The 22,421-nt window shown below is 49.2% G+C and carries 16 protein-coding genes; 10 read left to right on the top strand and 6 right to left on the bottom strand.

Going from position 1 to position 22,421, the window contains the following annotated elements; genetic code table 11:
• Nucleotides 1–45 precede the first annotated feature (45 nt).
• From ACN0UN_RS09000 to grpE, 4 genes are all read right to left on the bottom strand, one after another.
• The gene (locus ACN0UN_RS09000) at nt 46–858 is read right to left on the bottom strand and encodes a M48 family metallopeptidase (RefSeq protein ID WP_417659686.1); all 813 of its coding nucleotides are present in this window, start codon (nt 856–858) and stop codon (nt 46–48) included.
• Between the two features lie 24 nt (nt 859–882).
• Complete coding sequence (gene dnaJ, locus ACN0UN_RS08995) at nt 883–2,025, bottom strand: molecular chaperone DnaJ (protein ID WP_417659685.1); 1,143 nt, start codon at nt 2,023–2,025, stop codon at nt 883–885.
• 108 nt (nt 2,026–2,133) lie between these two features.
• Nucleotides 2,134–4,053, bottom strand: a complete 1,920-nt coding sequence (dnaK, locus tag ACN0UN_RS08990) for a molecular chaperone DnaK (protein WP_417659684.1) — start codon at nt 4,051–4,053, stop codon at nt 2,134–2,136.
• Between the two features lie 89 nt (nt 4,054–4,142).
• Nucleotides 4,143–4,739 carry a nucleotide exchange factor GrpE gene (gene grpE / locus ACN0UN_RS08985; RefSeq protein ID WP_417659683.1) on the bottom strand — a complete coding sequence of 199 codons (597 nt, stop codon included), beginning with the start codon at nt 4,737–4,739 and terminating at the stop codon, nt 4,143–4,145.
• A 125-nt stretch (nt 4,740–4,864) separates the two neighbouring features.
• On the opposite strand from grpE, the gene nadK reads away from it, so the two are divergent.
• The 5 genes from nadK to ACN0UN_RS08960 all read left to right on the top strand — a co-directional run bounded on the left by nadK (nt 4,865) and on the right by ACN0UN_RS08960 (nt 13,425).
• The gene (nadK, locus tag ACN0UN_RS08980; protein WP_128351108.1) at nt 4,865–5,755 is read left to right on the top strand and encodes an NAD(+) kinase; all 891 of its coding nucleotides are present in this window, start codon (nt 4,865–4,867) and stop codon (nt 5,753–5,755) included.
• A gap of 77 nt (nt 5,756–5,832) precedes the next feature.
• On the top strand, nt 5,833–7,509 hold the full coding sequence (gene recN, locus ACN0UN_RS08975) for a DNA repair protein RecN (protein ID WP_417659682.1): 1,677 nt from the start codon (nt 5,833–5,835) through the stop codon (nt 7,507–7,509).
• A gap of 49 nt (nt 7,510–7,558) precedes the next feature.
• Entirely contained in the window at nt 7,559–7,912 is a 354-nt protein-coding gene (locus tag ACN0UN_RS08970; RefSeq protein ID WP_417659681.1) for an outer membrane protein assembly factor BamE, read from the top strand.
• A gap of 84 nt (nt 7,913–7,996) precedes the next feature.
• Nucleotides 7,997–10,756: an insulinase family protein gene (locus ACN0UN_RS08965; RefSeq protein WP_417659680.1), complete on the top strand. Its 2,760-nt coding sequence runs from the start codon at nt 7,997–7,999 to the stop codon at nt 10,754–10,756.
• A gap of 71 nt (nt 10,757–10,827) precedes the next feature.
• Nucleotides 10,828–13,425: an EAL domain-containing protein gene (locus tag ACN0UN_RS08960; protein WP_417659679.1), complete on the top strand. Its 2,598-nt coding sequence runs from the start codon at nt 10,828–10,830 to the stop codon at nt 13,423–13,425.
• A gap of 205 nt (nt 13,426–13,630) precedes the next feature.
• On the opposite strand, the gene fadJ is transcribed toward ACN0UN_RS08960, so the two are convergent.
• A complete protein-coding gene (gene fadJ, locus ACN0UN_RS08955; protein ID WP_417659678.1) occupies nt 13,631–15,754 on the bottom strand; it encodes a fatty acid oxidation complex subunit alpha FadJ in 2,124 nt (707 codons plus the stop codon).
• Nucleotides 15,754–17,064, bottom strand: a complete 1,311-nt coding sequence (fadI, locus tag ACN0UN_RS08950) for an acetyl-CoA C-acyltransferase FadI (RefSeq protein ID WP_417659677.1) — start codon at nt 17,062–17,064, stop codon at nt 15,754–15,756. Before fadI ends, fadJ begins: the two co-directional genes overlap by 1 nt.
• 172 nt (nt 17,065–17,236) lie before the next feature.
• On the opposite strand from fadI, the gene ACN0UN_RS08945 reads away from it, so the two are divergent.
• From ACN0UN_RS08945 to ACN0UN_RS08925, 5 genes are read left to right on the top strand one after another with little or no spacing between them, the layout of a single operon-like run.
• Entirely contained in the window at nt 17,237–18,193 is a 957-nt protein-coding gene (locus ACN0UN_RS08945; RefSeq protein WP_417659676.1) for an AAA family ATPase, read from the top strand.
• Nucleotides 18,194–19,162 carry a DUF58 domain-containing protein gene (locus ACN0UN_RS08940; protein ID WP_417659675.1) on the top strand — a complete coding sequence of 323 codons (969 nt, stop codon included), beginning with the start codon at nt 18,194–18,196 and terminating at the stop codon, nt 19,160–19,162.
• Nucleotides 19,159–19,665 (top strand): DUF4381 domain-containing protein, encoded by a 507-nt coding sequence (locus ACN0UN_RS08935; protein ID WP_417659674.1) that lies wholly within the window; start codon nt 19,159–19,161, stop codon nt 19,663–19,665. Before ACN0UN_RS08940 ends, ACN0UN_RS08935 begins: the two co-directional genes overlap by 4 nt.
• Nucleotides 19,658–20,644 carry a vWA domain-containing protein gene (locus tag ACN0UN_RS08930; RefSeq protein WP_417659673.1) on the top strand — a complete coding sequence of 329 codons (987 nt, stop codon included), beginning with the start codon at nt 19,658–19,660 and terminating at the stop codon, nt 20,642–20,644. Before ACN0UN_RS08935 ends, ACN0UN_RS08930 begins: the two co-directional genes overlap by 8 nt.
• Nucleotides 20,637–22,421 carry a VWA domain-containing protein gene (locus ACN0UN_RS08925; protein WP_417659672.1) on the top strand — a complete coding sequence of 595 codons (1,785 nt, stop codon included), beginning with the start codon at nt 20,637–20,639 and terminating at the stop codon, nt 22,419–22,421. The genes ACN0UN_RS08930 and ACN0UN_RS08925 overlap by 8 nt, the downstream gene beginning before the upstream one ends.

The following is a 22,421-nucleotide window of genomic DNA, read 5'->3' as shown; positions in this document are numbered from 1 at the left end:
ACCCAGCGCAAAACGCTGGGTTGTCGTTGAAAATTACAACATGAGTTACATTGTGCACAAAGGTTTACGACGATTCGCACGCGCTTGTTGATAGATGGTTTGTAACTTGGGTGCGTAGGCCTCAATCGCTTCAATGCGCGATTGCGGAGATGGATGCGTGGATAAGAATTCAGGCCCATTAGCACCGCCAACTTTCGCCATATTACGCCACAAGTTGGCCGCTTGAGCAGGGTTATACCCCGCAGCAGCCATATAATCCATACCTAATTGATCGGATTCACTTTCGTGAACACGCGAGTACGGCAGCAACACGCCAACTTGCGCACCGATACCTAGAGCAGCCATAACAATCGCCGCCGTATCGTCTTCCAGTTGTGTCGCTGCAATCACCGAGCCCACTTGTAAACCTAGGCCCACAGCCATTTGATTGGACATCCGTTCATTACCATGATCAGCAATGACATGCGCTATTTCATGCCCAATAACAGCAGCAAGTTGGTCACGGTTTTCTGTCACTTTCAATAAGCCTGTATACACGCCAATGTTTTCTCCCGGAAGAGCAAAGGCGTTCACCTGATCACTGTCAAAAACCGTAACGTCCCACTGTTTATCACGCCAGGGAGTAGGTAATACTGAAATTAAATCATCTGTAATGCAGCGCACGTAGGCGTTAGTAGCCGCATCGGTACTGATTTTTTCCTTGGATTTCAATTGCGCATAGCTATCATCACCAAGTGATGCCAGTTGCCCGCTTGAGTACAGCATCAACTGACTACGACCAGTCGGCGACTGTGTACAAGCCATTAAGACTGCGCTGCAGCCTAGTGCAATCAATCCAATTTTCGTCCATTTCAGCATAACCCCTCCGTGTACCCGTTAGTCTTACGAGCGGAGATCGTCAAAAAACTGGCGAACTCCGTCAAAAAAACCTTTTTCTTTCGGCCGATACTTACCCGCTTCTTCGCCAGTACCCATCGACTCTTCCAGTTCATTGAGTAAATTGCGCTGGCTTTCTGAAAGGTTCACTGGCGTTTCAATCACGACCTTGCAAATTAAATCACCCACCGCGCCTGAACGAACAGACTTGACGCCTTTACCGCGCAAGCGGAACAGCTTCCCAGTTTGGGTTTCGGCTGGCACCTTCAATTTCACTTTACCTTCAAGCGTTGGCACTTCAATTTCACCGCCAAGAGCCGCTCGCGTAAAACTTAAAGGCACTTCACAGTATAGATTATTTCCGTCACGCGCGAAGATTGGATGTTCTCGCACATGCACTTGCACATACAAATCACCGGATGGAGCACCCATTTCACCCGCTTCACCCTCGCCATTCAAGCGAATACGGTCACCTGTATCGACACCTGCAGGAATCTTCACCGACAAGGTTTTGGTGCGCTCTACGCGACCATCACCATGACAAGTGCGGCACGGGTCTTTGATAACTTTGCCGCGACCACGGCAATGTGGGCAAGGTTGCTGCACCGCAAAGAATCCCTGGCGCATTTGGATTTGACCCGAGCCATGACAGTGGCCACAGGTTTCTGCCGAGCTGCCGGCTCTCGCCCCGCTGCCGTCACAGTCTTCACAGGTACTCAACTTAGGTATTTTAAGCTCAACTTCTTTACCGCGAACGGCATCTTCTAAATTCAGTTCAAGGTTGTAGCGTAAATCAGCACCACGCTGCGCTTGAGGACGCCCGCGTCGACCGCCACCGCCACCAAAAATATCACCGAACACATCACCAAAAATGTCTGCAAAGTCGGCAGCGCCGCCGCCTCCACCAAAGCCGCCTTGGCCTTGTTCAAACGCAGCATGCCCATATTGATCGTAGGCCGCACGCTTTTGTGGATCCATCAGCACTTCGTAGGCGGTTTTGACCTCTTTGAATTTCGTTTCAAGGTCTTTGTCGCCTTTGGTGCGGTCAGGGTGATACTTCATCGCCATTTTTTTGTAGGCTTTTTTGATGTCGCGTTCGCTAGCATCTTTGCTGACACCCAGCACTTCATATAAATCTGGTTTCGACATAATTATGTGATTTCCACGTTCCTTTATATCCCGCCTGATACAAGCACACGGAGGCTACCTTCCGGCAACCCCCGTGTGTTGAATTACAGACACCCGGTGGGCGTGCCTTTACTTTTTGTCGTCTTTGACTTCTTCAAACTCAGCATCGACAACATCATCAGCGTCTTTCTTTGCGCTTTCGCCAGCGTCACCGCTTGCTTGCTGCGCTTTTGCTTGTGCTGCTTCCATCAGTTTGCCAGAAGCTTCAATAAGTGCTTGCTGCTTCGCTTCGATTTCAGCTTTGTCGTTGCCCGAGCCCTTAATCGCTGTTTCTAACTCGCTAAGCGCTGTTTCAATGGCTTCCTTGTCACTTTCTGCAAGGCTATCACCAACTTCTTCAAGCTGCTTGCGGGTACCGTGTACAAGCGCATCAGCTTGGTTACGTACCTGCACCATTTCTTCAAACTTGCGGTCTTCTTCAGCGTGCGCTTCAGCGTCACGAACCATTTTTTCAACTTCATCATCGCTCAAACCTGACGATGCTTTAATCGTGATTTTCTGTTCTTTGCCGGTATCCTTGTCTTTTGCAGATACATGCAAGATACCATCAGCATCGATATCAAACGTGACTTCAATCTGCGGCACACCGCGTTGCGCTGGGCGGATACCTTCAAGGTTAAATTGCCCCAAAGATTTATTATCCGCGGCACGCTTACGCTCACCTTGAATAACATGCACAGTTACCGCTGACTGATTGTCTTCCGCAGTTGAGAAGGTTTGCGATTGCTTAGTAGGAATCGTTGTGTTCTTCTCAATCAACTTGGTCATCACACCGCCCATGGTTTCAATACCCAGCGACAGTGGGCTTACGTCAAGCAATAGCACGTCTTTCACGTCACCTTGCAAGACACCCGCTTGTACCGCAGCACCTACCGCCACTGCTTCGTCAGGGTTCACGTCACGACGTGGTTCCTTACCAAAGAAATCAGTAACAACTTGCTGCACTTTCGGCATCCGGGTTTGGCCGCCGACCAAAATAATGTCGTGGATATCACCAACTGACAGGTCTGCATCTTTAAGCGCTTGCTTTAATGGCTCAAGCGTTTTTGCAATCATGTCCTCAACCAAAGACTCCAGCTTGGCGCGTGTTACTTTAATGGCCAAGTGCTTCGGTCCAGTCGCATCTGCAGTAATGTACGGCAGGTTGACTTCTGTTTGTTGTGCTGATGACAATTCAATCTTAGCTTTCTCAGCGGCTTCTTTCAGACGCTGCATCGCTAACGGGTCTTTACGCAAGTCAATGCCTTGGTCTTTGTTAAACTGTTCAACCAAATAGTTGATTAAACGGTTGTCAAAGTCTTCACCACCAAGGTGCGTGTCACCATTTGTCGCTAAAACTTCAAAGGTGTGTTCGCCGTCAACTTCGTCAATTTCAATAATTGAGATATCGAAGGTACCGCCGCCTAAGTCGTATACAGCAATGGTGTTGTCGCCTTTGTTTTTATCCAGGCCATACGCCAACGCTGCGGCTGTAGGTTCATTGATAATACGTTTCACATCAAGGCCAGCAATGCGGCCTGCGTCTTTCGTTGCTTGACGCTGTGCATCGTTGAAGTAAGCCGGAACGGTAATAACTGCTTCCGTCACTTTCTCACCCAAATAATCTTCCGCAGTTTTCTTCATTTTCTTCAGAACTTCTGCAGAGATTTGCGGTGGTGCTTTTTTCTCGTCATTAATTTGTACCCATGCATCGCCATTGTCGGCTTCGACAATTTTAAATGGCATGATGCCGATATCGCGCTGAACTTCTTCGTCTTTAAAGCGACGACCAATCAAACGCTTTATCGCAAATAGGGTTTTGTTCGCATTGGTTACTGCTTGGCGTTTTGCCGGTGAACCGACCAACACTTCGCCATCGTCAGTGAATGCGACAACCGAAGGCGTTGTACGATCGCCTTCAGCATTTTCAATAACACGTGGTTTTCCACCATCGAGTACTGCAACACAAGAGTTTGTAGTACCTAAATCGATTCCAATAATTTTACCCATGATTCATCTCCAACTTCATAATCCAAAATAGGTTTCATAACTCAGATATGGGGCAGCTTTTTCGCTTTTCAACACCCCAAGTAGGGTTATTAAGAATTTTTCACAACCATGACCATGGCTGGACGCAACAACCGCCCACTCAAGGTGTAGCCTTTTTGCATCACTGCCAAAATCGTATTGTTCTCATGCTCTTCTGACGGCTGCATGGCCATCGCTTGATGCAATTCAGGATTAAATGCATCGCCCACTTGACCAACAGCTTCTACACCAAATTTTGTAAGCGTTGACAGTAGGTTTTTGTGCGTTAACTCAATGCCTTCTAAAAAGCTTTGGTTAACGTCAGCGGCGGCGGCTATTTCCAGCGCGCGTTCTAGATTATCTACCGAGTCCAACAGCTCACCGGCAAATTTTTCCAAGGCGAATTTGTGTGCTTTATCCACATCCAACGCAGCCCGGCGGCGAACATTTTCCATTTCGGCAACAGCTCGCACTGCACGGTCATTGGCATCTTCTGAACGCTGTTCAGCTTGGCTCAAAGCAAGCTCTAAATCGGCTAAACGTTGTTGTGTTTCGTCGTGCTGATTTTCTTGCGCATCGTCTTGCTGCTCTTGCGTTTCCGCTTGCGGGTCTACCGCTTGCGTTTCCTGTTCAGCTTGAGCTGACGTGCTTGAATCATTTTTGGTCATAACTGCGTACTCTTGTTGAAATTCACAAATGAACAATAATTTGTTGTGATATAACTTACCTTGCAGCCAGTTATGGGGTCAGCTGCTGGCGATTCAAGTCAAAGCAGGCGAAAAAAGGAAAAAATATGTCTACCAAGGCACAACCACAATTTCAGCGTATTGCCTTAATTGGTAAGGTTCACCATGAAGCAACGCGCAACACCTTATTAAAACTAGAACACAGCCTGCTCGACTTAGGGTTTGACGTGATCATTGAATCGCGTACGGCAGAGCAACTTAACTCTACCCGCGCCCAGATATTGCCGTTGCATCGTTTAGGCGAGGCAGCCGACCTTGCCGTGGTAGTAGGCGGTGATGGCAACATGCTCGGCGCGGCACGCATCTTGTGCGAAGCTGATATCGCGGTTATTGGTGTGAATCGTGGCAACCTCGGCTTCTTAACGGATATCGACCCCGACCATGTTATTGAACAATTAAAAGCCGTATTAGCCGGCGAATACCAAACTGAACAGCGTTTTTTATTGCAAGCCGAAGTATTTCATAATGGCAAATCAAAAAGTGTGGGCCGCGCCATCAACGAGGTTGTTCTGCATTCGGACAAAGTTGCCCACATGATCGAATTCGAAGTGTACGTAAACGACGAATTTGTTTACAGCCAGCGTTCCGACGGCTTAATCATCAGTACACCGACCGGCTCTACTGCCTATTCACTTTCTGGCGGTGGTCCAATCTTAACGCCAGGGCTCGACGCTATCAGCATGGTTCCCATGTTTCCTCACACCTTAAGCAGCCGCCCTATTGTTGTCGATGGACACAGTATTATTCGGTTACGGGCAGCTACCGAAAACGACACCCTGCAACTGAGCTGTGACGGGCATGTGCGTATGTCGGTGCAACCTGAAGACGATATTGTTATTCAACAACACCCACAACGGCTGCGTTTAGTGCACCCCAAAGACCATAGCTATTACCGCGTATTACGCAACAAGCTGGGCTGGGGTAGCCGTGTGTTCTAAAATTAATTGTGCCCGCTTGCATTACTGTATAAATACTGTATAACTACTGTATACTTAAACAGTGCTTGAGGTGTCCTATGCTGCTTCATATGCAAATCCGCAATCTTGCGGTTGTTCGTCAACTTGATGTCGATTTTATTGCCGGAATGACGGCCATTACCGGGGAAACTGGTGCCGGTAAATCCATTGCACTTGATGCCCTCGGCTTATGCTTGGGTAATCGTGCCGATGTTGATTTAATTCGAGCTGATGCAGAAAAAGCAGAAGTTACTGCAACCTTTCATTTAAACGAAGCCACGTCCCCTGCCCGGCAATGGCTGGCTGAACAAGAATTGCAAGATGATGAACCAACTGCCTGTGTCTTGCGCCGGTTAATTACGCGTGAAGGCCGTTCGAAAGCATGGCTAAATGGCTACCCAGTCACGGTATCTCAACTCAAACAACTCGCACCGCTATTGGTTAATATTCACGGCCAACATGAACACCAACTGCTGACACGCCCAGAACACCAACTCAGTTTGCTCGATGCGTACGCGCGCCATCAACGGTTGCTCGACAATGTTCAGAACGCGTATCAAACTTGGTACAGTCTGCGCAAACAACAAAAACAATTACTGCAGCAACAAAGTGATGTTGAGTCGCGAATGCAGTTGTTGCGTTATCAAGTCACAGAGTTAAACGAATTTGCGCTGGCTGAAGGCGAATATGCTGAACTTGAACAACAGCATAAACGGCTAACTAACAGCGCTGCATTGCTCGAGGATTCAGGTTTTGCACTAAACGCCATCTACGAAGGCGAGCACAATAACGCCTTCAGCTTATTGCAAAACGCCGTAAGCCGTTTAGAGCAGCAATTAGATACTGATCCTGCCCTCACTGAGGCGGTGCGCATGCTCAAAGACGCAAGCGTACAAGTTGAAGAAGCCGCGCGCGAATTGCGCCACTATCAAGACAACATCGAATTAGATGATGAACAGCTGATGGTGGCCGAACGCCGCGTGAGTCAAGCAGTGCACCTTGCACGTAAGCATCAGTTGGAGCCGAACCAATTGCCGCACCATCACCAGCAACTGCTCACGGAACTCAATCAGTTGGAATCCAATCAGGCTGAATCGGTCGACATTGATGCGCGTGTTGAAAGTGCTGCGGCCAATTACCGTCAGGTTGCAACCAAACTTTCTGAAAGCCGTAAAAAGGCGGCCGTTGAATTGAGTGAACGCATTGCCAAAAGCATGCAGCAACTGAATATGCCACATGGCCGATTTGTGATTGATGTTGACCACCAGGCGCAAGCACCAGCAACACGCTGGGGCACCGATGAAGTTTGTTTCACGGTTACAGCGAATCCGGGGCAGCCTTTACAGCCGCTAGCCAAAATCGCTTCGGGTGGCGAATTGTCGCGCATCAGCCTGGCCATTCAGGTGATTACGTCCAGCCAATTAACCACACCAACGTTAATGTTCGATGAGGTTGATGTGGGCGTTAGCGGCGCAACTGCCGCAACCGTCGGAAAATTATTACGTCAGCTTGGGGAATCAAATCAAGTTATCTGTGTCACACACTTACCGCAAGTTGCTGCGAAAGCGCATCAGCAACTGCGTGTGGATAAAGTCACAGACGGTGCCAGCACTGAGACGCACATGGTCAGCCTAGACCAAAATGCGCGTGTTATTGAACTGGCTAGACTACTCGGTGGTGACGAAATTACGGAAACAACTAAGGCTAATGCGGCTGAATTACTTGCGGTCGGTTAGGTCCATTGTTTATCATCGAGCACAGAATCATTAATCAACAGCAGGTGTTATGAAAGCTTTAGTTATCGCAGGTAGTTTATTAGTTCTTAGCGGATGCTCCGTTTTTGACAGTTGGGTGTATCGGATTGACGTTCCGCAGGGTAACTACCTTGAGCAGCGTGACATCGATCAGCTTCGCGTTGGCATGACCAAAGAACAGGTTGCTTATGTCGTTGGCAAGCCCGTTGCTGAAAATGTTTTTGATCAAGATGTGTGGTATTACGTATTTAACTTAAACTCTGGTCGAAGTAAGAGCGAAGATTACCAGCACAAAGTTATCCTAACTTTTGAGCAAGATAAGTTAGTTGCCTACGAAGGTAACTTCGATCGACCAGAAAATTTCGACACTCCGCTGGAGCAGTAATAACCAAACTGAGCCGGCGTTCTTCCGAAACACGCAGTGGCCTCGAGTTGGTTACCGCGCTGGAAGCTTGATTTAGGGAGCACGATGGCGACTGAAAGCTCAGGAGTCGAATCTTCGGCACGTGTGATTTTAGACGATCACGCAATCACGAAAAGCCCAACAGACCAACGCAGTTATCGTATTATTGAATTGGATAATGCGCTGCGTTGTGTGCTTGTGCATGAACCTGAAGCACGACAGTCAAGCGCAGCGCTTGCTGTCGCGGCTGGTCATTTTCATGATCCAAACAACGCGCACGGCTTAGCGCACTTCCTAGAGCACATGTTGTTTTTGGGCACAGAAAAATACCCCGATGCAAACAGTTACCAAGCCTTTATTAGTGGCCATGGTGGCAATCACAACGCGTGGACTGGTACTGAATTCAGCAATTACTATTTCACTGTAGACGCGGCTTATTTTGACCAGGCACTCGACCGTTTCATGCGTTTCTTTTACCAGCCCCTGTTTGACGCAAAATGGGTAGAAAAGGAACTGCAATCGATTGAATCCGAATTTCAATTGAAACGCCAGGATGAATTACGTCGGCTTTACCAGGTGCACAAGGCCACTTCGAACCCAATGCATCCGTTTAGCAAGTTTTCAGTTGGCAACCTCTCGACACTAAAAGATTCACCGCAAGCGACCTTGCAGCAGCAATTGCAGCAATTTTTCCAGCGCTGGTATTGCGCACGTCGCATGACCTTGGTGTTAGTCGGCCCGCAATCACTTGAGCAGCTTGCTGAAATTGCCCAGCGTCATGCCCAGTCGATACAAAGTGGTTGTGCTGATATGTTGTATCTCAACGCCCCCCTGTATTTACCTGAACAACTTGGGGTTGAGCTTCATGTGAAGCCACTGAAAGATGCGCGGCGACTTATTGTAACATTCGCACTGCCCGGTATTGATGACGATTACGCCAATAAAACCACCAGCTACATTGCCCACCTGTTAGGGTACGAAGGCCCTGGCAGTTTGTACGGCTACCTGCGTGACCAACATTGGATCAACTCGTTAGCTGCCGGGGGCGGCATCAGTGGCAGTAACTTTAAAGACTTTAATATCAACATGCAGTTAACCGATCAAGGCATGGCCAATCGGGATGCAATAATTGCAGCAATTTATAGTTACATTCAAACCATACGCGAATCCGGTGTAACTCCCTGGCGTTACGATGAGCGGCGCGTTAGCGTTATGAACGCATTTCACTTTCAGGAACAACCGCGCGCGAGCGACCTTGCACCGCAACTTGCGATTAACCTGCACCACTATTTGGCTGAAGATATTATCTTTGGCGATTATCGCATGGACGGGCTGTTTGAACCCAAGCTCCGCCAATTCTTAGACTGCATGCAACCGGATAATATGCGCGTAACGGTTATCCATAAGGCGTTGGAAACAGACCAGGTCGAGCCGATTTATGGCACCCATTACGCCATACAACCGATTAGCGCAGAACGTCAAAAAGCTTACTTGAAACACCACCCCATACCGGCAAGTTTGCCGGAAGCCAATATTTATTTAAAAGTTCCGTGGCAGTTACAGACCATTGCACCAAACGAGGCCACTGAGTTTCCAGCACAACGTCTGGTCACGCCGGGATTAGAAAGCTGGCACCTGCATGATCTAGATTTTCGCCAGCCGAAAGCACACCTTTATTTAGGCCTGCAACTGCCTAAAGTTATCGCTACGCCCGCGAGCTTTGCGCAAGCGCGATTATGGTGTGAACTGATGCTCGATAAACTCAATGAGCAATGCTACGACGCGGAAATTGCTGGGTTGCATTTCAATCTCTATCCGCAGCAGCAAGGTATTACGCTGCACGTTTCGGGGCCAGCATATTACGTACCGCAGTTAGCTGAGACGCTAATTCACAGCATGACCGCGCCGAAATTTTGCCAGCAGCGTTGGATGGACTTACGCCAACGTCTGTTAACCAATTGGCGCCAAGCTCTCTTGCATAAACCATTAAACTTCTTGTTTTCATACTTGAATGTGCAACTGCAGCCACACACGTTTTCGGTACTGCAACTTGCTGACGAGCTCGAGCAGATGGACTTTGCCGTATTTAACCAAACCAGCGGGACATTATTCCAACAGGCAACAGCCAAAATGTTCGCCCATGGCGATTTACATGATTCTCAGCTCGAACCGGTGCACAGCGCACTGACTGACTGGCTGGGGCTGACCGAGCAAAGATCTGTGGCCGATTTGACCCCCGCACCATTGTCGAAGCTCCCGCAACCGTTAAGAATTCAAACACAGCACCCAGACCATGCTGTGATTGCCGTGGTGCAATCTCTCGATACAAGCACCGCCAATCAGGGCTTATTTATGCTGATGAACTATGTTTTGCAGCCGCGGTTTTTCGCCCAGCTACGCACAGAGCAGCAGTTAGGCTACTTAGTCGGCACCACGTATTTGCCCATGCAAGAACACCCTCACCTGCTATTTTATGTGCAATCGTCGCGAGTCGACGGCGACATGATTGAATCTGCCATTCGCGAGTTTTTCGGTGCAATGAATAAGACAATGGCTGAAATATCTGAAGAAGAATTCCACAAAGCGCAGCAGAGCTTAACGCAACAACTGACCGAAAAAGACTCAAGTTTACGCTCGCGAAGCCAGCGTTTGTGGAGTGCCATCACGCAACAAGATTTTGATTTTTCGCGCTTAAATCGTATCTCCGATGACATTGAACAGATGACATTTGAACACTTCTCAATAAGCGTAAAACAATTATTCAACAATAACTCAAGCCAAATGTTTCTCTCCGCAAGCCCCATGAACTTTGACAGATCCCGCTAAATTGTTTAATTTGATGAATAACATAACAAATAGAAGAGCTGTACAAAAAACAGCCTCATTTGGGGACGACCGTGTCGCTTTTGCAACAGCATTATTACAGTTTACGCAACGTAATCATGACAATTGTTATTGTCTGCGTGGTTGCTATTCTCGTTCCGACAGCTCAGGCCCAAGACTGGCAAGTCGAATTGATCAATTTACGGCTCGCCAATCAACCCGTAAGTGCCCAACAGCTCGACCCCAGAAACCGACCTCAGCTCTATAATACTGAAGTTCTTTACGTTCCAGCCATTCAAGACCCATTTAGCATTGAATTTGGTGCGCCCTATGCGCCCAACGCACGCATGCTTTACTACCGATACCAGTTAGAAGGCTTTGACCGCGGCTGGGTGTACACCGATACCGAATACCGCCGCGCCACATACACCAACCTAAGTTATGGTAACTATGTGTTTAAGGTTGAGGCCTCATATGACGGTAAAACATGGACCGGCACGCGGCAAATTATGTTGGACGTTGCTGCACCCGGCTGGCTATCGCCATGGGCAATAGCGCTCTATGCACTTATTTTCTTGGCAGCTATGGTTGCGGTGTTTTTTGTAATACGGGCGCGCCATCTTGCCATTGTTGAATTACGTAACAGTGAAGAACGCCTTAAACTTAGTCTTTGGGGAAGTGGTGATCAGCTGTGGGACTGGGATATCCCTCACGGCACCATTCATCGACATAACAGTTGGCGTAATCTCAACGAATTCCCGATTGACCATATTCGCTCCGGTAAGCGCGGCACTGCAACCAATATCCATCCGCTTGATATACGTAAAGTGCAGCAAAATTTACGCAAGCATTTAGACGGTAGCACCAACTACTTTGAGATGACCTACCGTGTGAAATCAGACCAAGGTTGGATGTCAATTTTAGATCGTGGCAAAGTGGTCGAGCGCGATGAACACCATCAACCCATTCGTATGACCGGTACCCTAAAAGACATCACCCCATTGGTTGCCGCTGAAGAGCGGCTGAAAATGCTAGCAACGTCCATCACGAATATTTCAGACGGTGTATGTATTTATGATGCCAGTTTCAACGTTATTGAAACCAATGCATCCGTGGCGAAAATAACCGGTTATTCGCGTGAAGATATGCTCGGTAGACCACTCGCACTGCAACTTTATAGCCCTGAATATATTGAACAGATAAAACGTTTATTGAATCAGCATGGCAGTTGGCGTGGCGAGGTGGAAGATTTACGCAAAGACGGCAGCTTGTATCAGGTTGAATTAACCTTAGATGCTATTCGTGATGACAGCGACCGCGTATCGCATTATGTTGCAACCTTTGCCGATATTACCGAACGTAAAGCTGCCGAACGTGAACTGCGCAGGTTATCAAATACAGATACCCTGACCGGCTTGCCCAATCGTTCTTACTTTCAGGTGAGCCATGCCAATTTGGTGCGTAAACGCATTCAACATGCGCTGCTGTTATTCGATTTAGACGACTTTAAGAAAATTAACGACTCACTCGGTCATGATATAGGTGATCAGCTCTTGCTTCAGGTTGCTGAGCGCATTGCTGAAGTGGGCCGGCCGCAAGACACATTCTTCCGCTTAGGGGGAGATGAGTTTGTTCTGATGCTTGAAGATACCAGCGATTTGAGTGTGATTACCGATGTGGCCACCCAAATCCTCGCCCATGTTGGTGAGTCATTCCATATCAATGACAACGATATTGTGGTGGGCAGTTCAATCGGTATTGTGGTTTACCCGAGTGACGGCGCATCGTCTCAAGAACTGTTGCAGAATGCTGATACGGCCATGTACCACGCGAAAAATCGCGGTGGTCACAGCTATCAGTTCTTCAATGACTCCATGAATAAAAATGCGGTGCGACGGTTACAGGTAGAAAATCAATTACGTCAGGCATTGCGCAATAAGCACATTCAAGTTATGTATCAGCCCAAGGTGTCGTTACGCACATACGAGTTCGTCGGTTTAGAGGCTCTGGTGCGCTTAAACATACCTGGCACTGGCGTTATCAATCCGAGCGAATTCATCCCGTTGGCGGAAGAAACTGGGCTCATTATTGAAATGGGTGAACAAGTATTGCGCCAAACCTGTCGTGATATGTGCTTATGGGTCAAACAAGGCATGGTGCAAGGTCGCGTCGCGGTCAATTTATCGGCCAAACAATTTATCCAGCCTGATTTAACACAACGTATCATGACTATATTACGGGAAGAAAAGCTGTCGCCCGAATACCTCGAACTTGAGATTACTGAAGGCGTGGTGATGGAAGACCCTGAGCGCGCCATCGAAATCATGACTGAGTTAAATAATTGCGGCATCCATTTAGCGCTGGATGACTTTGGTACGGGGTATTCGTCACTCGCCTACTTAAAACGCTTCCCTATTCAAACACTGAAAATCGATAAAGCCTTTGTCGATGACATCAATGGTGCCGATCGTGACCGCAATATGGTTGCGTCGATTGTAGCGATGGCGCATAACATGGGGCTGGATGTGGTTGCCGAAGGGGTTGTTAATACAGCTCAAGCGGCTACATTAAGCCGCCTGGACTGTGAATTTGCGCAAGGTTACCTATTTGCCGAGCCACTCAGTAGTGACGCATTTTTAGCGCACATTAGCGTACCAGCATCGATACACTAGTTTGACCCTGAGCTTTCAGCAGGCGCATGCGCTTGTGTGTGAAGAACATCGGCAGAATAAAGGGCCCAAAGAGCAACCCTAGAACACCCCACCGTTTCGCACCCATCGCATGGGTTAAAGCTTGAATGTATAACATCAGCGCAGACAGCAAACAACACAGCGCAATAAACATTGTAACTCCAGATATGTTTTAACTTACGAGCGCTTAATAAAAGCGCTCGTTATTCTCGACCATTTTTAGCAACAACGGTGCTGGCGTGTAACGATCGCCATGTTGTTGTTGGTAATCCTGTAAACGGCTTACTACTTCTTTAATGCCCAAAGCATCCATGTAACGGAATGGACCGCCGCGGAACGGCGGAAAGCCAATACCAAAGATAGCTCCGATATCACCATCGCGAGGGCTACGAATAATACCTTCGTCCAAACAATATACCGCCTCATTCAACATCAGCAATACAGCGCGCTGGGCTATTTCCTCTGCGCCGAGCTTCGCTGCAGGCGTAATGCCAAGCAAACCATAAACTGAATCATCCACTTGTTTACCTGGTTTCTTACCCGAGTAATTGTAAAAGCCCTTCTTGTTCTTTTTGCCCTTGCGATCGTCACCCAATAATTTATCAAATGCATCTGGGGCGCGGAATCGGTCACCCAGCTCATCCGCCATTATTGGTGCAACTTTCGCAGCAACATCAATACCCACTTCATCCATCAATTTCATCGGGCCAACCGGGAAGCCAAACTTAACCAAGGCATTATCAACCGCTTCAATAGGTTCGCCAGCCAGCACCAACCGTGCCGCTTCGTTCATGTAAGGCGCTAAAATACGATTCACATAAAAGCCCGCGCCATCGGTGACCACAATTGGCGTTTTGCCTTGTTTCTTGGCAAGCGCGACCGTCGTGGCAATGGTTTCATCCGAGGTACCCTTGTGGGTAATGATTTCAGCCAAAGGCATTTTATCAACCGGCGAAAAATAATGTAATCCGATGACATTTTCCGGACGTTGTGCGGTCGCAGCTATTTTTGTGATCGGTAAACTCGACGTATTGGTCGCAAAAATAGTGTTCTCACTTGCCACAGATTCGATATCTGCCACCATTTGTTGCTTCAACTTGAGATCTTCAAATACCGCTTCAATGACAACATCCACGCGGTCAAAGCCGCTATAGTCCAAACTGCCACTCAAGCGCAACATGGTTGCTTCAAGTTCAGTGCGCGTCATGTGTTTACGCTTCACTTTTTTGTTCAGTAAGTCATAGCTGTATTTCAGCGCATGCACGATGCCTGTTTCAGAAATGTCTTTGATGCGTGCAGTAAGACCTGCCTTGGCAGCGGTTACATAGGCAATACCGCCCCCCATTAAACCACCACCGAGTACCCCAACGCGCTCAACCTTGCGTGGTTTGGTATCCCCTGCACCGGTTTCTTTTTTCATCGCTGTTGTGGCAAAGAAAATGTTTCGCAGCTGTTTCGACTCAGGCGTCATTGCCAACTCGCCGAACGCACGAGCTTCAAATTCCAGCCCTGCTTCGAAGCCTTTATCAGCACCATAAGCAATCGTATCGATAATCTTATCCAACGCTGGATAGTTGCCTTTAGCCTTTGCTTGAGCCTGCTCGCGCGCCTTGCTAAAGATAATTCCGCGACCCACACTGGTGCCTTCAAGCACCTTATTTAACCACGAGTGCTTCACCTTTTTTACTCGCGCCTTACTGGCCAACGCCAGTTCAATCGCAGCTTCAAGCAGAATGCTCGACGGTACAACATCATCAACAATCCCGAGTTTCTTCGCCTGCTTTGCGCGCAACTGTTTACCCGTGAGAATTAATGGTAGCGCCTTTTGAATGCCAATTAAGCGCGGTAGACGCTGCGTACCACCTGAGCCTGGTAATAAACCAAGCTGAACTTCCGGTAAGCCAATAATGGTCTTGTTACTGTCGGTTGCAATACGATGGTGACAGGCTAACGCAAGCTCTAAACCACCGCCTAAACAAGCCCCATCAATTGCTGCCACAACGGGCACCTTCAGCGCTTCAATACGATCGAACATGGCTTGCCCCTGGCGTGCCAAGCTTTCAGTATCCGCTGCGTTTTCACACGCATCAATCATACTGATATCGGCACCGGCGACAAATGATCCTGGTTTGTCGCTAATCACCACCACGCCTTTCAAGTCGCTTTGATGTTCGAGCTGATTCAGCACCTGTGCCACTTCTTCGGCAAAAGATGCTTTTAAGGTATTCATTGATTCGCCTGGCACATCAATGTGAATGACCGCCACGTGATCGTCGCGTAACTCTAGCGTAAAGGCTTTTTGTTCGCTCATTATTCAGTCTCCACAATCATTGCTGCACCTAAACCACCGGCAGCACAGGCAGTCGTTAAGCCTACCCCACCGCCGCGGCGTTTCAGTTCATTTAAAGTTTGCGTAATCAAACGTGCACCGGTCGCTGCAAACGGATGGCCATAAGCCAGTGAACCGCCCATCACGTTAAATTTATCCATATCAATTTCACCAATGGCTTCATTGCGTCTCAGCTTGTCCTGTGCAAATTTCTTACTGGCGAACATCTTCATGTTCGCGAGCGTTTGTGCAGCAAAAGCTTCATGCATTTCAATCACCGTTAAGTCACTTAACTTCATGCCAGCGCGATCAAGTGCAATTGGCGTTGCGTACGATGGGCCCATTAACATGTCTTCCCACACGTCAATGGCGCTAAACGCATAGCTACGAATGTAACCCAGCACCTCATAACCTAACGCTTTGGCCTTGCTTTCAGTCATCAATAAGATGGCGCTTGCACCATCGGTTAATGCGGTGCTGTTGGCGGCGGTAACAGTGCCGTGCTTCTTATCAAATACAGGGCGTAATTTGGCGTAACCATCCAATTTCGAGTCGCTACGTACCGTGTTATCACGCTTAAGAAAATCGTTGTAGGGTTCAGCATAGGCCGTCATCACTTCGCCATCTAACTTACCGGCTTCCCACGACTCATGTGCCAAGCTATGCGAGCGATGTGCCAGCGCATCTTGATCGGCACGACTGATATTATGCGTTTTCGCCATTTGCTCCGCAGTATCGCCCATGGTTAAGCCAGTGCTGTACTCGGCAATAGCTGGTGGCACCGGCAATAAATCTTTGAAACGTAACTGTTTCAGAATTGACCAGCGCCGACCTAGCGTGCGGGCCTTGTTCAAATCAACCAAGGCATGCGCCAATGAGCGCGAAACACCAATCGGCAATACCGACGAAGAATCAGCCCCGCCCGCAATCCCCACTGAGATATTGCCAACCATCATGCTTTCTAACACGTTTACCGTAGTTTGGAAGCTGGTGGCACAAGCGCGTGATACACTGTACGCATCCGTTGTAACCGGTAAACTTGTACCCAAAACAATTTCGCGAGCAATGTTAGGTGCTTTTGGCATTTGAACCACTTGCCCGTACACCAATTGCTCAACCTCACGAGGGTCTAAGCTGTAACGATTGAGCAGCTCTTGTACAACCATTTTGCCCATATCCAAGGCAGGAACGCCATGAAAATAGGTCGCCTGCTTGGCAAACGGTGTACGCAAGCCTGCCACAATCGCAATGCGATCGCCTGAAGCAGTGGTCAGATTCTGACGTGCGGCCATAGATTTTTCCTCTGTTGTTTTGTTATGGTCATTCCTTAATCTGGTCTGACCTCATAGATAGTTACAAATTTTAACGGGTCTTTGGCGAGAATTAAACCGTTGTTTTCGGTAAAGTGCGAACTTAGAGTATAACGATAGTATAGCGGTATTATACAAACAGCAGAGGATTCTGATGGCAGCTGAACAGTTTCAAGCATTACGCAACTACCTTGACAGTCAAGTACTGGGGCAACCTGATTTCACTGAAAGCCTGCTCATCGCGCTGCTTGCCGATGGCCATTTACTGGTGGAAGGCCCTCCGGGATTAGCCAAAACGCGTGCCGTAAATGCGCTGGCCAAAGGCGTTGAAGGCAGCTTTCATCGCGTGCAATTCACCCCTGACTTATTACCTGCTGATTTAACCGGTACCGATATTTACCGTCCTGAAACTGGCGAGTTCGTATTCCAGCAGGGCCCGCTGTTCCATAACATTGTGCTGGCCGACGAAATCAACCGTGCCCCTGCTAAAGTTCAGTCGGCGTTGCTTGAGGCCATGGCTGAGCGACAAATTACGGTCGGACAAAAAACCTACCCTTTGCCGCCACTGTTTATGGTGCTCGCAACCCAAAACCCACTTGAGCAAGAAGGCACGTACCCACTGCCGGAAGCTCAGCTTGACCGTTTTGTCATGCATTTAAGCCTTGGGTATCCGAATGCCGAAACTGAGCGTGACATTTTGCGCCTAACCCGTGGTGAAGAGTTACAGGGCCAGGCAGCAATGCCGAAGCCACTAAAGCAGCAGGATATTTTCAATGCCCGCAAAGAGGTGTTGAGTATTTATATGGACGAAGCGGTGGAAAACTATCTGGTGCAGTTAGTGATTGCCTCGCGCGAACCCAGTTTTTATAGCAGTGATTTAGCCCGCTGGATTAGTTATGGCGCCAGTCCACGTGCGACCATTGCGCTTGATCGCTGTGCACGGGCGCGCGCATGGCTGCAACAGCGTGATTTCGTGACACCTGATGACATTCATGCGGTGTATGCCAAGGTGCTACGCCACCGCATCATTCTCAGCTATCAAGCCGAAGCTGACGGAATAAACGCAGATCACGTGCTGGATCAGATTATTCAACTTGTTCCAGCGCCGTAAATGACCATGCTTTCCCCTGCTAACGTGTCCCAATGGCTCAATACCTGGCGCAGCGACGGTGTGCATGTTACCAGTCACGAGCTGATGTATTACCGCAGCAAGGTCAATGCCTTTGCGCGGTTTCGTCGACTGAATCCACCGCCCGGCCGCACTGGCGCGTTATTGAGCAAATTTAAAGGCCGCGGTATGGAGTTTGACGAGTTTCGTCATTACCAGGCCGGTGACGATATTCGTGCCATTGATTGGCGCGTAACCGCTCGCACCGGTACGCCGCATACCAAGCTGTTTCGCGAAGAGCGTGAGCGGCCGGTATTTGTGGTGGTCGATTTAAGCGACAGCATGCAGTTTGGCAGCCAGTTACTGTTTAAATCTGTGCAAGCCTGTCATCTGGCGAGTGCATTGGCTTGGCTTGCTGCAGCCCGTAACGATCGCATCGGTGCAGTCATCACCAGTGGCCAAGGTCACGCCGAAATCAAACCCCAAGGCCGACATCATGGGGTACTGAATGTTATCCATCACTTAATTGAGCAACAGCAACTCGCCGTAGAACACTGGCAACAACAGCGTGGCACAAGCAACGTCTTTGCAGCTGCGCTTGAACGTATCCAGCATGTGGCGCGACCGGGCAGCCTTATTTACCTGATTAGTGATTGGCTAAGCGATGATCCTGCAATCTGGCAACATTGCTTAGCTTTGCAGCGGCATTGTCAACTGCTGCCATTTCAAACTATCGATCCGTTGGAACTCAAGCTACCTGACCATGCAGCCCATCAACAGTTGGCAATGACTGATGGCGAGCAACACCTGCTCGTTGACCCGGCTGACCAACATCAACGTCATGCCTATGCGCATGCGCAGCAACAGCGGCAAGCGCGTTTGGTGCAACAATGGCAGCAACTGGGTGCCGAGCTGCGTCAATTCAGTGCGGCCGATGCACTTGAAAGCCAATGGCCGGGAGTGGTGCTATGATCATGCTCGACAGCATCGTTCAATTGCACGACATTGTTGCAGCACCAGCAGCTAACTGGTGGCCGCTAGCCATGGGTTGGTATGTCGTTATCATTAGTGGCGCAGTGCTGTTAGTAACCAGCCTATTCGCAATACGACGCGCATACCGTATCCGCCATGCACGCCGCCTGGCACTTAGCCAATTACAGCAGCATCCACCGCAGTCGCTGGCAGCAGTATCGCTATTGCTCAAGCAAGCTGCGCTCGCCTACTTCCCGGCGCACCATGTGAGTAGCCAAAGCCAACAACAATGGTGGCATTTCTTGTTGCAACAGCTGTCGGCAAAACAACGGCAGCGCTTTGCTACCCTCGCGGAGTCTGTTAGCCAGGCTAGTTACCAGCCTGCCCTGCAGCAACAGCAGTGGTTAAGCGCCTATATCGAATTCGCTGACTATTGGTTGCGGCAAGCTTTACCGCCTTCACGCAAAAATTTACAGGCTTTGCAGGAGTCAACCGATGATTGATTTCGCATGGTTCTGGGCCATCCTTGCATGGCCGCTACCGCTCATTTACTGGCGCCTTCGCAAAGCCTATAAACAGCCTGTGCAGCCATTGCAGGTAACTTATTTACCAACCATGGCTTCCGCTTCGAGCCAACCTACCAGTGGTCGTCTGTCGCGCTATCTGGGGGTATTCATTTGGACGCTATTGGTGGTAGCTCTCATGCGTCCTCAATGGCTTGGTGAGCCGGTTGCAGCAAAAAATGAAGCACGCGAAATGATGATCGCAGTCGACTTATCCGGCAGTATGGAAATTGCTGATATGACTATTGCTGGCGAACAAGTTGACCGACTAAGTATGCTAAAGCACGTGATGCGTGATTTTATTGAGCGGCGCGTTGGCGACCGATTAGGTTTGGTGCTATTTGCGGATACTGCGTATGTGCAGGCGCCGATGACCTTTGATCGTGAAACCGTGAAAGATATGCTCGATGAAACGGTGTTGCGGCTAATCGGTGAACGCACGGCTATCGGTGATGCGATTGCTTTGAGTGTTAAGCGTTTTGCCGAACGCGAGCAAAGTAACAAGATTCTGGTACTGGTCACTGACGGTCAGAATACTGCTGGAAACGTGTCACCTGAGCAGGCTTTACAGCTTGCTAAATATTACGACGTCAAAATTTACACCATTGGTGTTGGTGCCGAAGAAATCATTGTCGATGGCTTTTTTGGCCAACGCCGCGTTAACCCCAGTCGCGATCTGGACGAAGGCATGTTGCGTCAACTGGCCACTGAAACCGGTGGTGAATATTTTCGCGCGCGCAGCACTGAAGAACTCGAGCGCATCTATACTCAACTGGACAGTTACGAACCGGTACAAGGTGAAAATCAGTTACGCCGCCCGCAAACTGCACTCTATTATTGGCCACTTGGGGCAACGTGGCTGGTTCTGATGCTCGCTTTATTCGCAAGAATACGAACCATTCGGAGGCAACATGGCTGATTTCCATCTATTGCGCCCGTGGTGGTTATTAACACTGATCCCTATTATGGTATTGGCGATAATCGTTTGGCGTAACGCCGGTCAGCAAACCGGTTGGTCACGATTGCTGCCACCCCATTTGAAACCTTTGTTACTGCCCGAAAGCGGGGGCCGCGCTGCGCGCTGGCCACTGCTGTTGGTCAATGCAGCCTTAGCGGTAACCGCTGTGGCCTTAGCTGGGCCGACGTGGCAACGATTGCCGCAACCAGTGTTTCAGTTGCAAGCAGGTTCAGTGGTTATTATGGACATGTCATTGTCCGTTTACAGTACCGACCTTGCCCCCAACCGGCTTACCCAAATGCGGTACAAAGCGACTGACCTTGTACGCGATAAACTGGACGGCGAGATTGGTTTGATCGCTTATGCCGGCGATGCCTTTACCATTAGCCCACTAACCGGCGATGGCGGGAACCTGACCAATCTGATCCGAGCCCTAAGCCCAGACATTATGCCAACCCCAGGCAGCTACCCGATTCGCGCATTAAACCTTGCCGATCAACTGTTGCAAGATGCCGGGTACCCGCAAGGCGATATTTATTGGTTCACCGACGGCATTGATAGCCGTGACCAGCAAGATATCAATGATTTCCTAAACCGCACGCAGCACCGGCTTAGTGTACTTGCCGTAGGCACCGCAGAAGGCGCACCAATAACGTTGCCAGATGGCCGTTTGTTGCGTGACGCAAGCAATAATGTGGTCATCCCACAATTGCAACCAGGTGCACTGCAAACGCTGGCTGCACGTAGTGGTGGTCGGTATAGTGAAATCCGCTCTGATCAACAAGATCTCGAATATTTATCGAATCAGCCGCCGCTGCAACGTGAAGGCGAAGCCAGCGCCATGCAAGCAGGCGACCAATGGCAGGATCAGGGCCCATGGCTAATACCTATTATTATGCTGTTATTGCTGCCGTTGGCGCGGCGCGGTGCGTTGCCTGTATTCGTTTGTTTCGTGCTTAGTAGCAGTTTTTGGTTACCGGCTCACGCCAATGAACGCGAGCCGTTATCATGGCAGGACAAGCTGTGGCAAACGCCTTATCAGCAAGCCGATAAGGCCTTGCGCCTCGGTGATAACGAACGCGCCGCTCAAATAGCGGAAGATGCATGGCAACGCGGCACCGCCAATTATCGTGCTGGTAATTATGATCAGGCCTTGGTTGACTTTTCTCAGCTCGACAGTGCAGAAGGCTTCTATAATCAAGGCAATACCTTGATGCAAATGGAGCGCTATGACGAGGCTAAAAACGCCTATGCTGCAGCGCTGGAGCGACGCCCCAATTGGCTGCAAGCGCAAGACAATATGGACCTCGCCGAACAACTCGCTGAGCAAAAACAGCAACAATCTGAAAATAATCAGCAAGGCGATGCACAAAATAATCATTCGCAAAATCAACAAGGCGAGCAAGGTGAGCAGCAGTCTGGTGAGCAACAACAATCCGAACCTGAACAAAACGACCAGCAAGCTGGCCAACAAGAGCAGCAACAGCAACAAAAGCAAGAGTCGAACGAACAAAGTGACGCATCGGAGCAGCAGCAAGCCGCACCTGAAGGTGAGCAAGAAAAGCCTCTGCAAAGTGAGTTCGGTGATGCCTCGGAAGAAGAATTGCAGCAGCAAATGCAGCAATGGTTGAATAGGATTGAGGATGATCCAGCCGTATTATTGCGCAATAAAATGCGTTATGAAGCGCAACAGCGCAGACGTCAAAGTCCGCCGCCAGGAGTTGAAAAACAGTGGTAA

It is taken from the genome of Pseudidiomarina sp. (assembly GCF_048267825.1).
GTDB lineage: Bacteria > Pseudomonadota > Gammaproteobacteria > Enterobacterales > Alteromonadaceae > Pseudidiomarina.
The sequence above is the reverse complement of the archived record's forward strand: the minus strand, read 5'-3'. Positions and strand labels throughout refer to the sequence as shown.

Excerpts from the sequence above, each read along its gene's own strand:
- ACN0UN_RS09000 (WP_417659686.1), bottom strand. The coding sequence starts at position 858 with ATGCTGAAATGGACGAAAATTGGATTGATTGCACTAGGCTGCAGCGCA.
- dnaJ (WP_417659685.1), bottom strand. The coding sequence starts at position 2,025 with ATGTCGAAACCAGATTTATATGAAGTGCTGGGTGTCAGCAAAGATGCT.
- dnaK (WP_417659684.1), bottom strand. The coding sequence starts at position 4,053 with ATGGGTAAAATTATTGGAATCGATTTAGGTACTACAAACTCTTGTGTT.
- grpE (WP_417659683.1), bottom strand. The coding sequence starts at position 4,739 with ATGACCAAAAATGATTCAAGCACGTCAGCTCAAGCTGAACAGGAAACG.
- nadK (WP_128351108.1), top strand. The coding sequence starts at position 4,865 with ATGTCTACCAAGGCACAACCACAATTTCAGCGTATTGCCTTAATTGGT.
- recN (WP_417659682.1), top strand. The coding sequence starts at position 5,833 with ATGCTGCTTCATATGCAAATCCGCAATCTTGCGGTTGTTCGTCAACTT.
- ACN0UN_RS08970 (WP_417659681.1), top strand. The coding sequence starts at position 7,559 with ATGAAAGCTTTAGTTATCGCAGGTAGTTTATTAGTTCTTAGCGGATGC.
- ACN0UN_RS08965 (WP_417659680.1), top strand. The coding sequence starts at position 7,997 with ATGGCGACTGAAAGCTCAGGAGTCGAATCTTCGGCACGTGTGATTTTA.
- fadJ (WP_417659678.1), bottom strand. The coding sequence starts at position 15,754 with ATGAGCGAACAAAAAGCCTTTACGCTAGAGTTACGCGACGATCACGTG.
- fadI (WP_417659677.1), bottom strand. The coding sequence starts at position 17,064 with ATGGCCGCACGTCAGAATCTGACCACTGCTTCAGGCGATCGCATTGCG.
- ACN0UN_RS08945 (WP_417659676.1), top strand. The coding sequence starts at position 17,237 with ATGGCAGCTGAACAGTTTCAAGCATTACGCAACTACCTTGACAGTCAA.
- ACN0UN_RS08940 (WP_417659675.1), top strand. The coding sequence starts at position 18,194 with ATGACCATGCTTTCCCCTGCTAACGTGTCCCAATGGCTCAATACCTGG.
- ACN0UN_RS08935 (WP_417659674.1), top strand. The coding sequence starts at position 19,159 with ATGATCATGCTCGACAGCATCGTTCAATTGCACGACATTGTTGCAGCA.
- ACN0UN_RS08930 (WP_417659673.1), top strand. The coding sequence starts at position 19,658 with ATGATTGATTTCGCATGGTTCTGGGCCATCCTTGCATGGCCGCTACCG.
- ACN0UN_RS08925 (WP_417659672.1), top strand. The coding sequence starts at position 20,637 with ATGGCTGATTTCCATCTATTGCGCCCGTGGTGGTTATTAACACTGATC.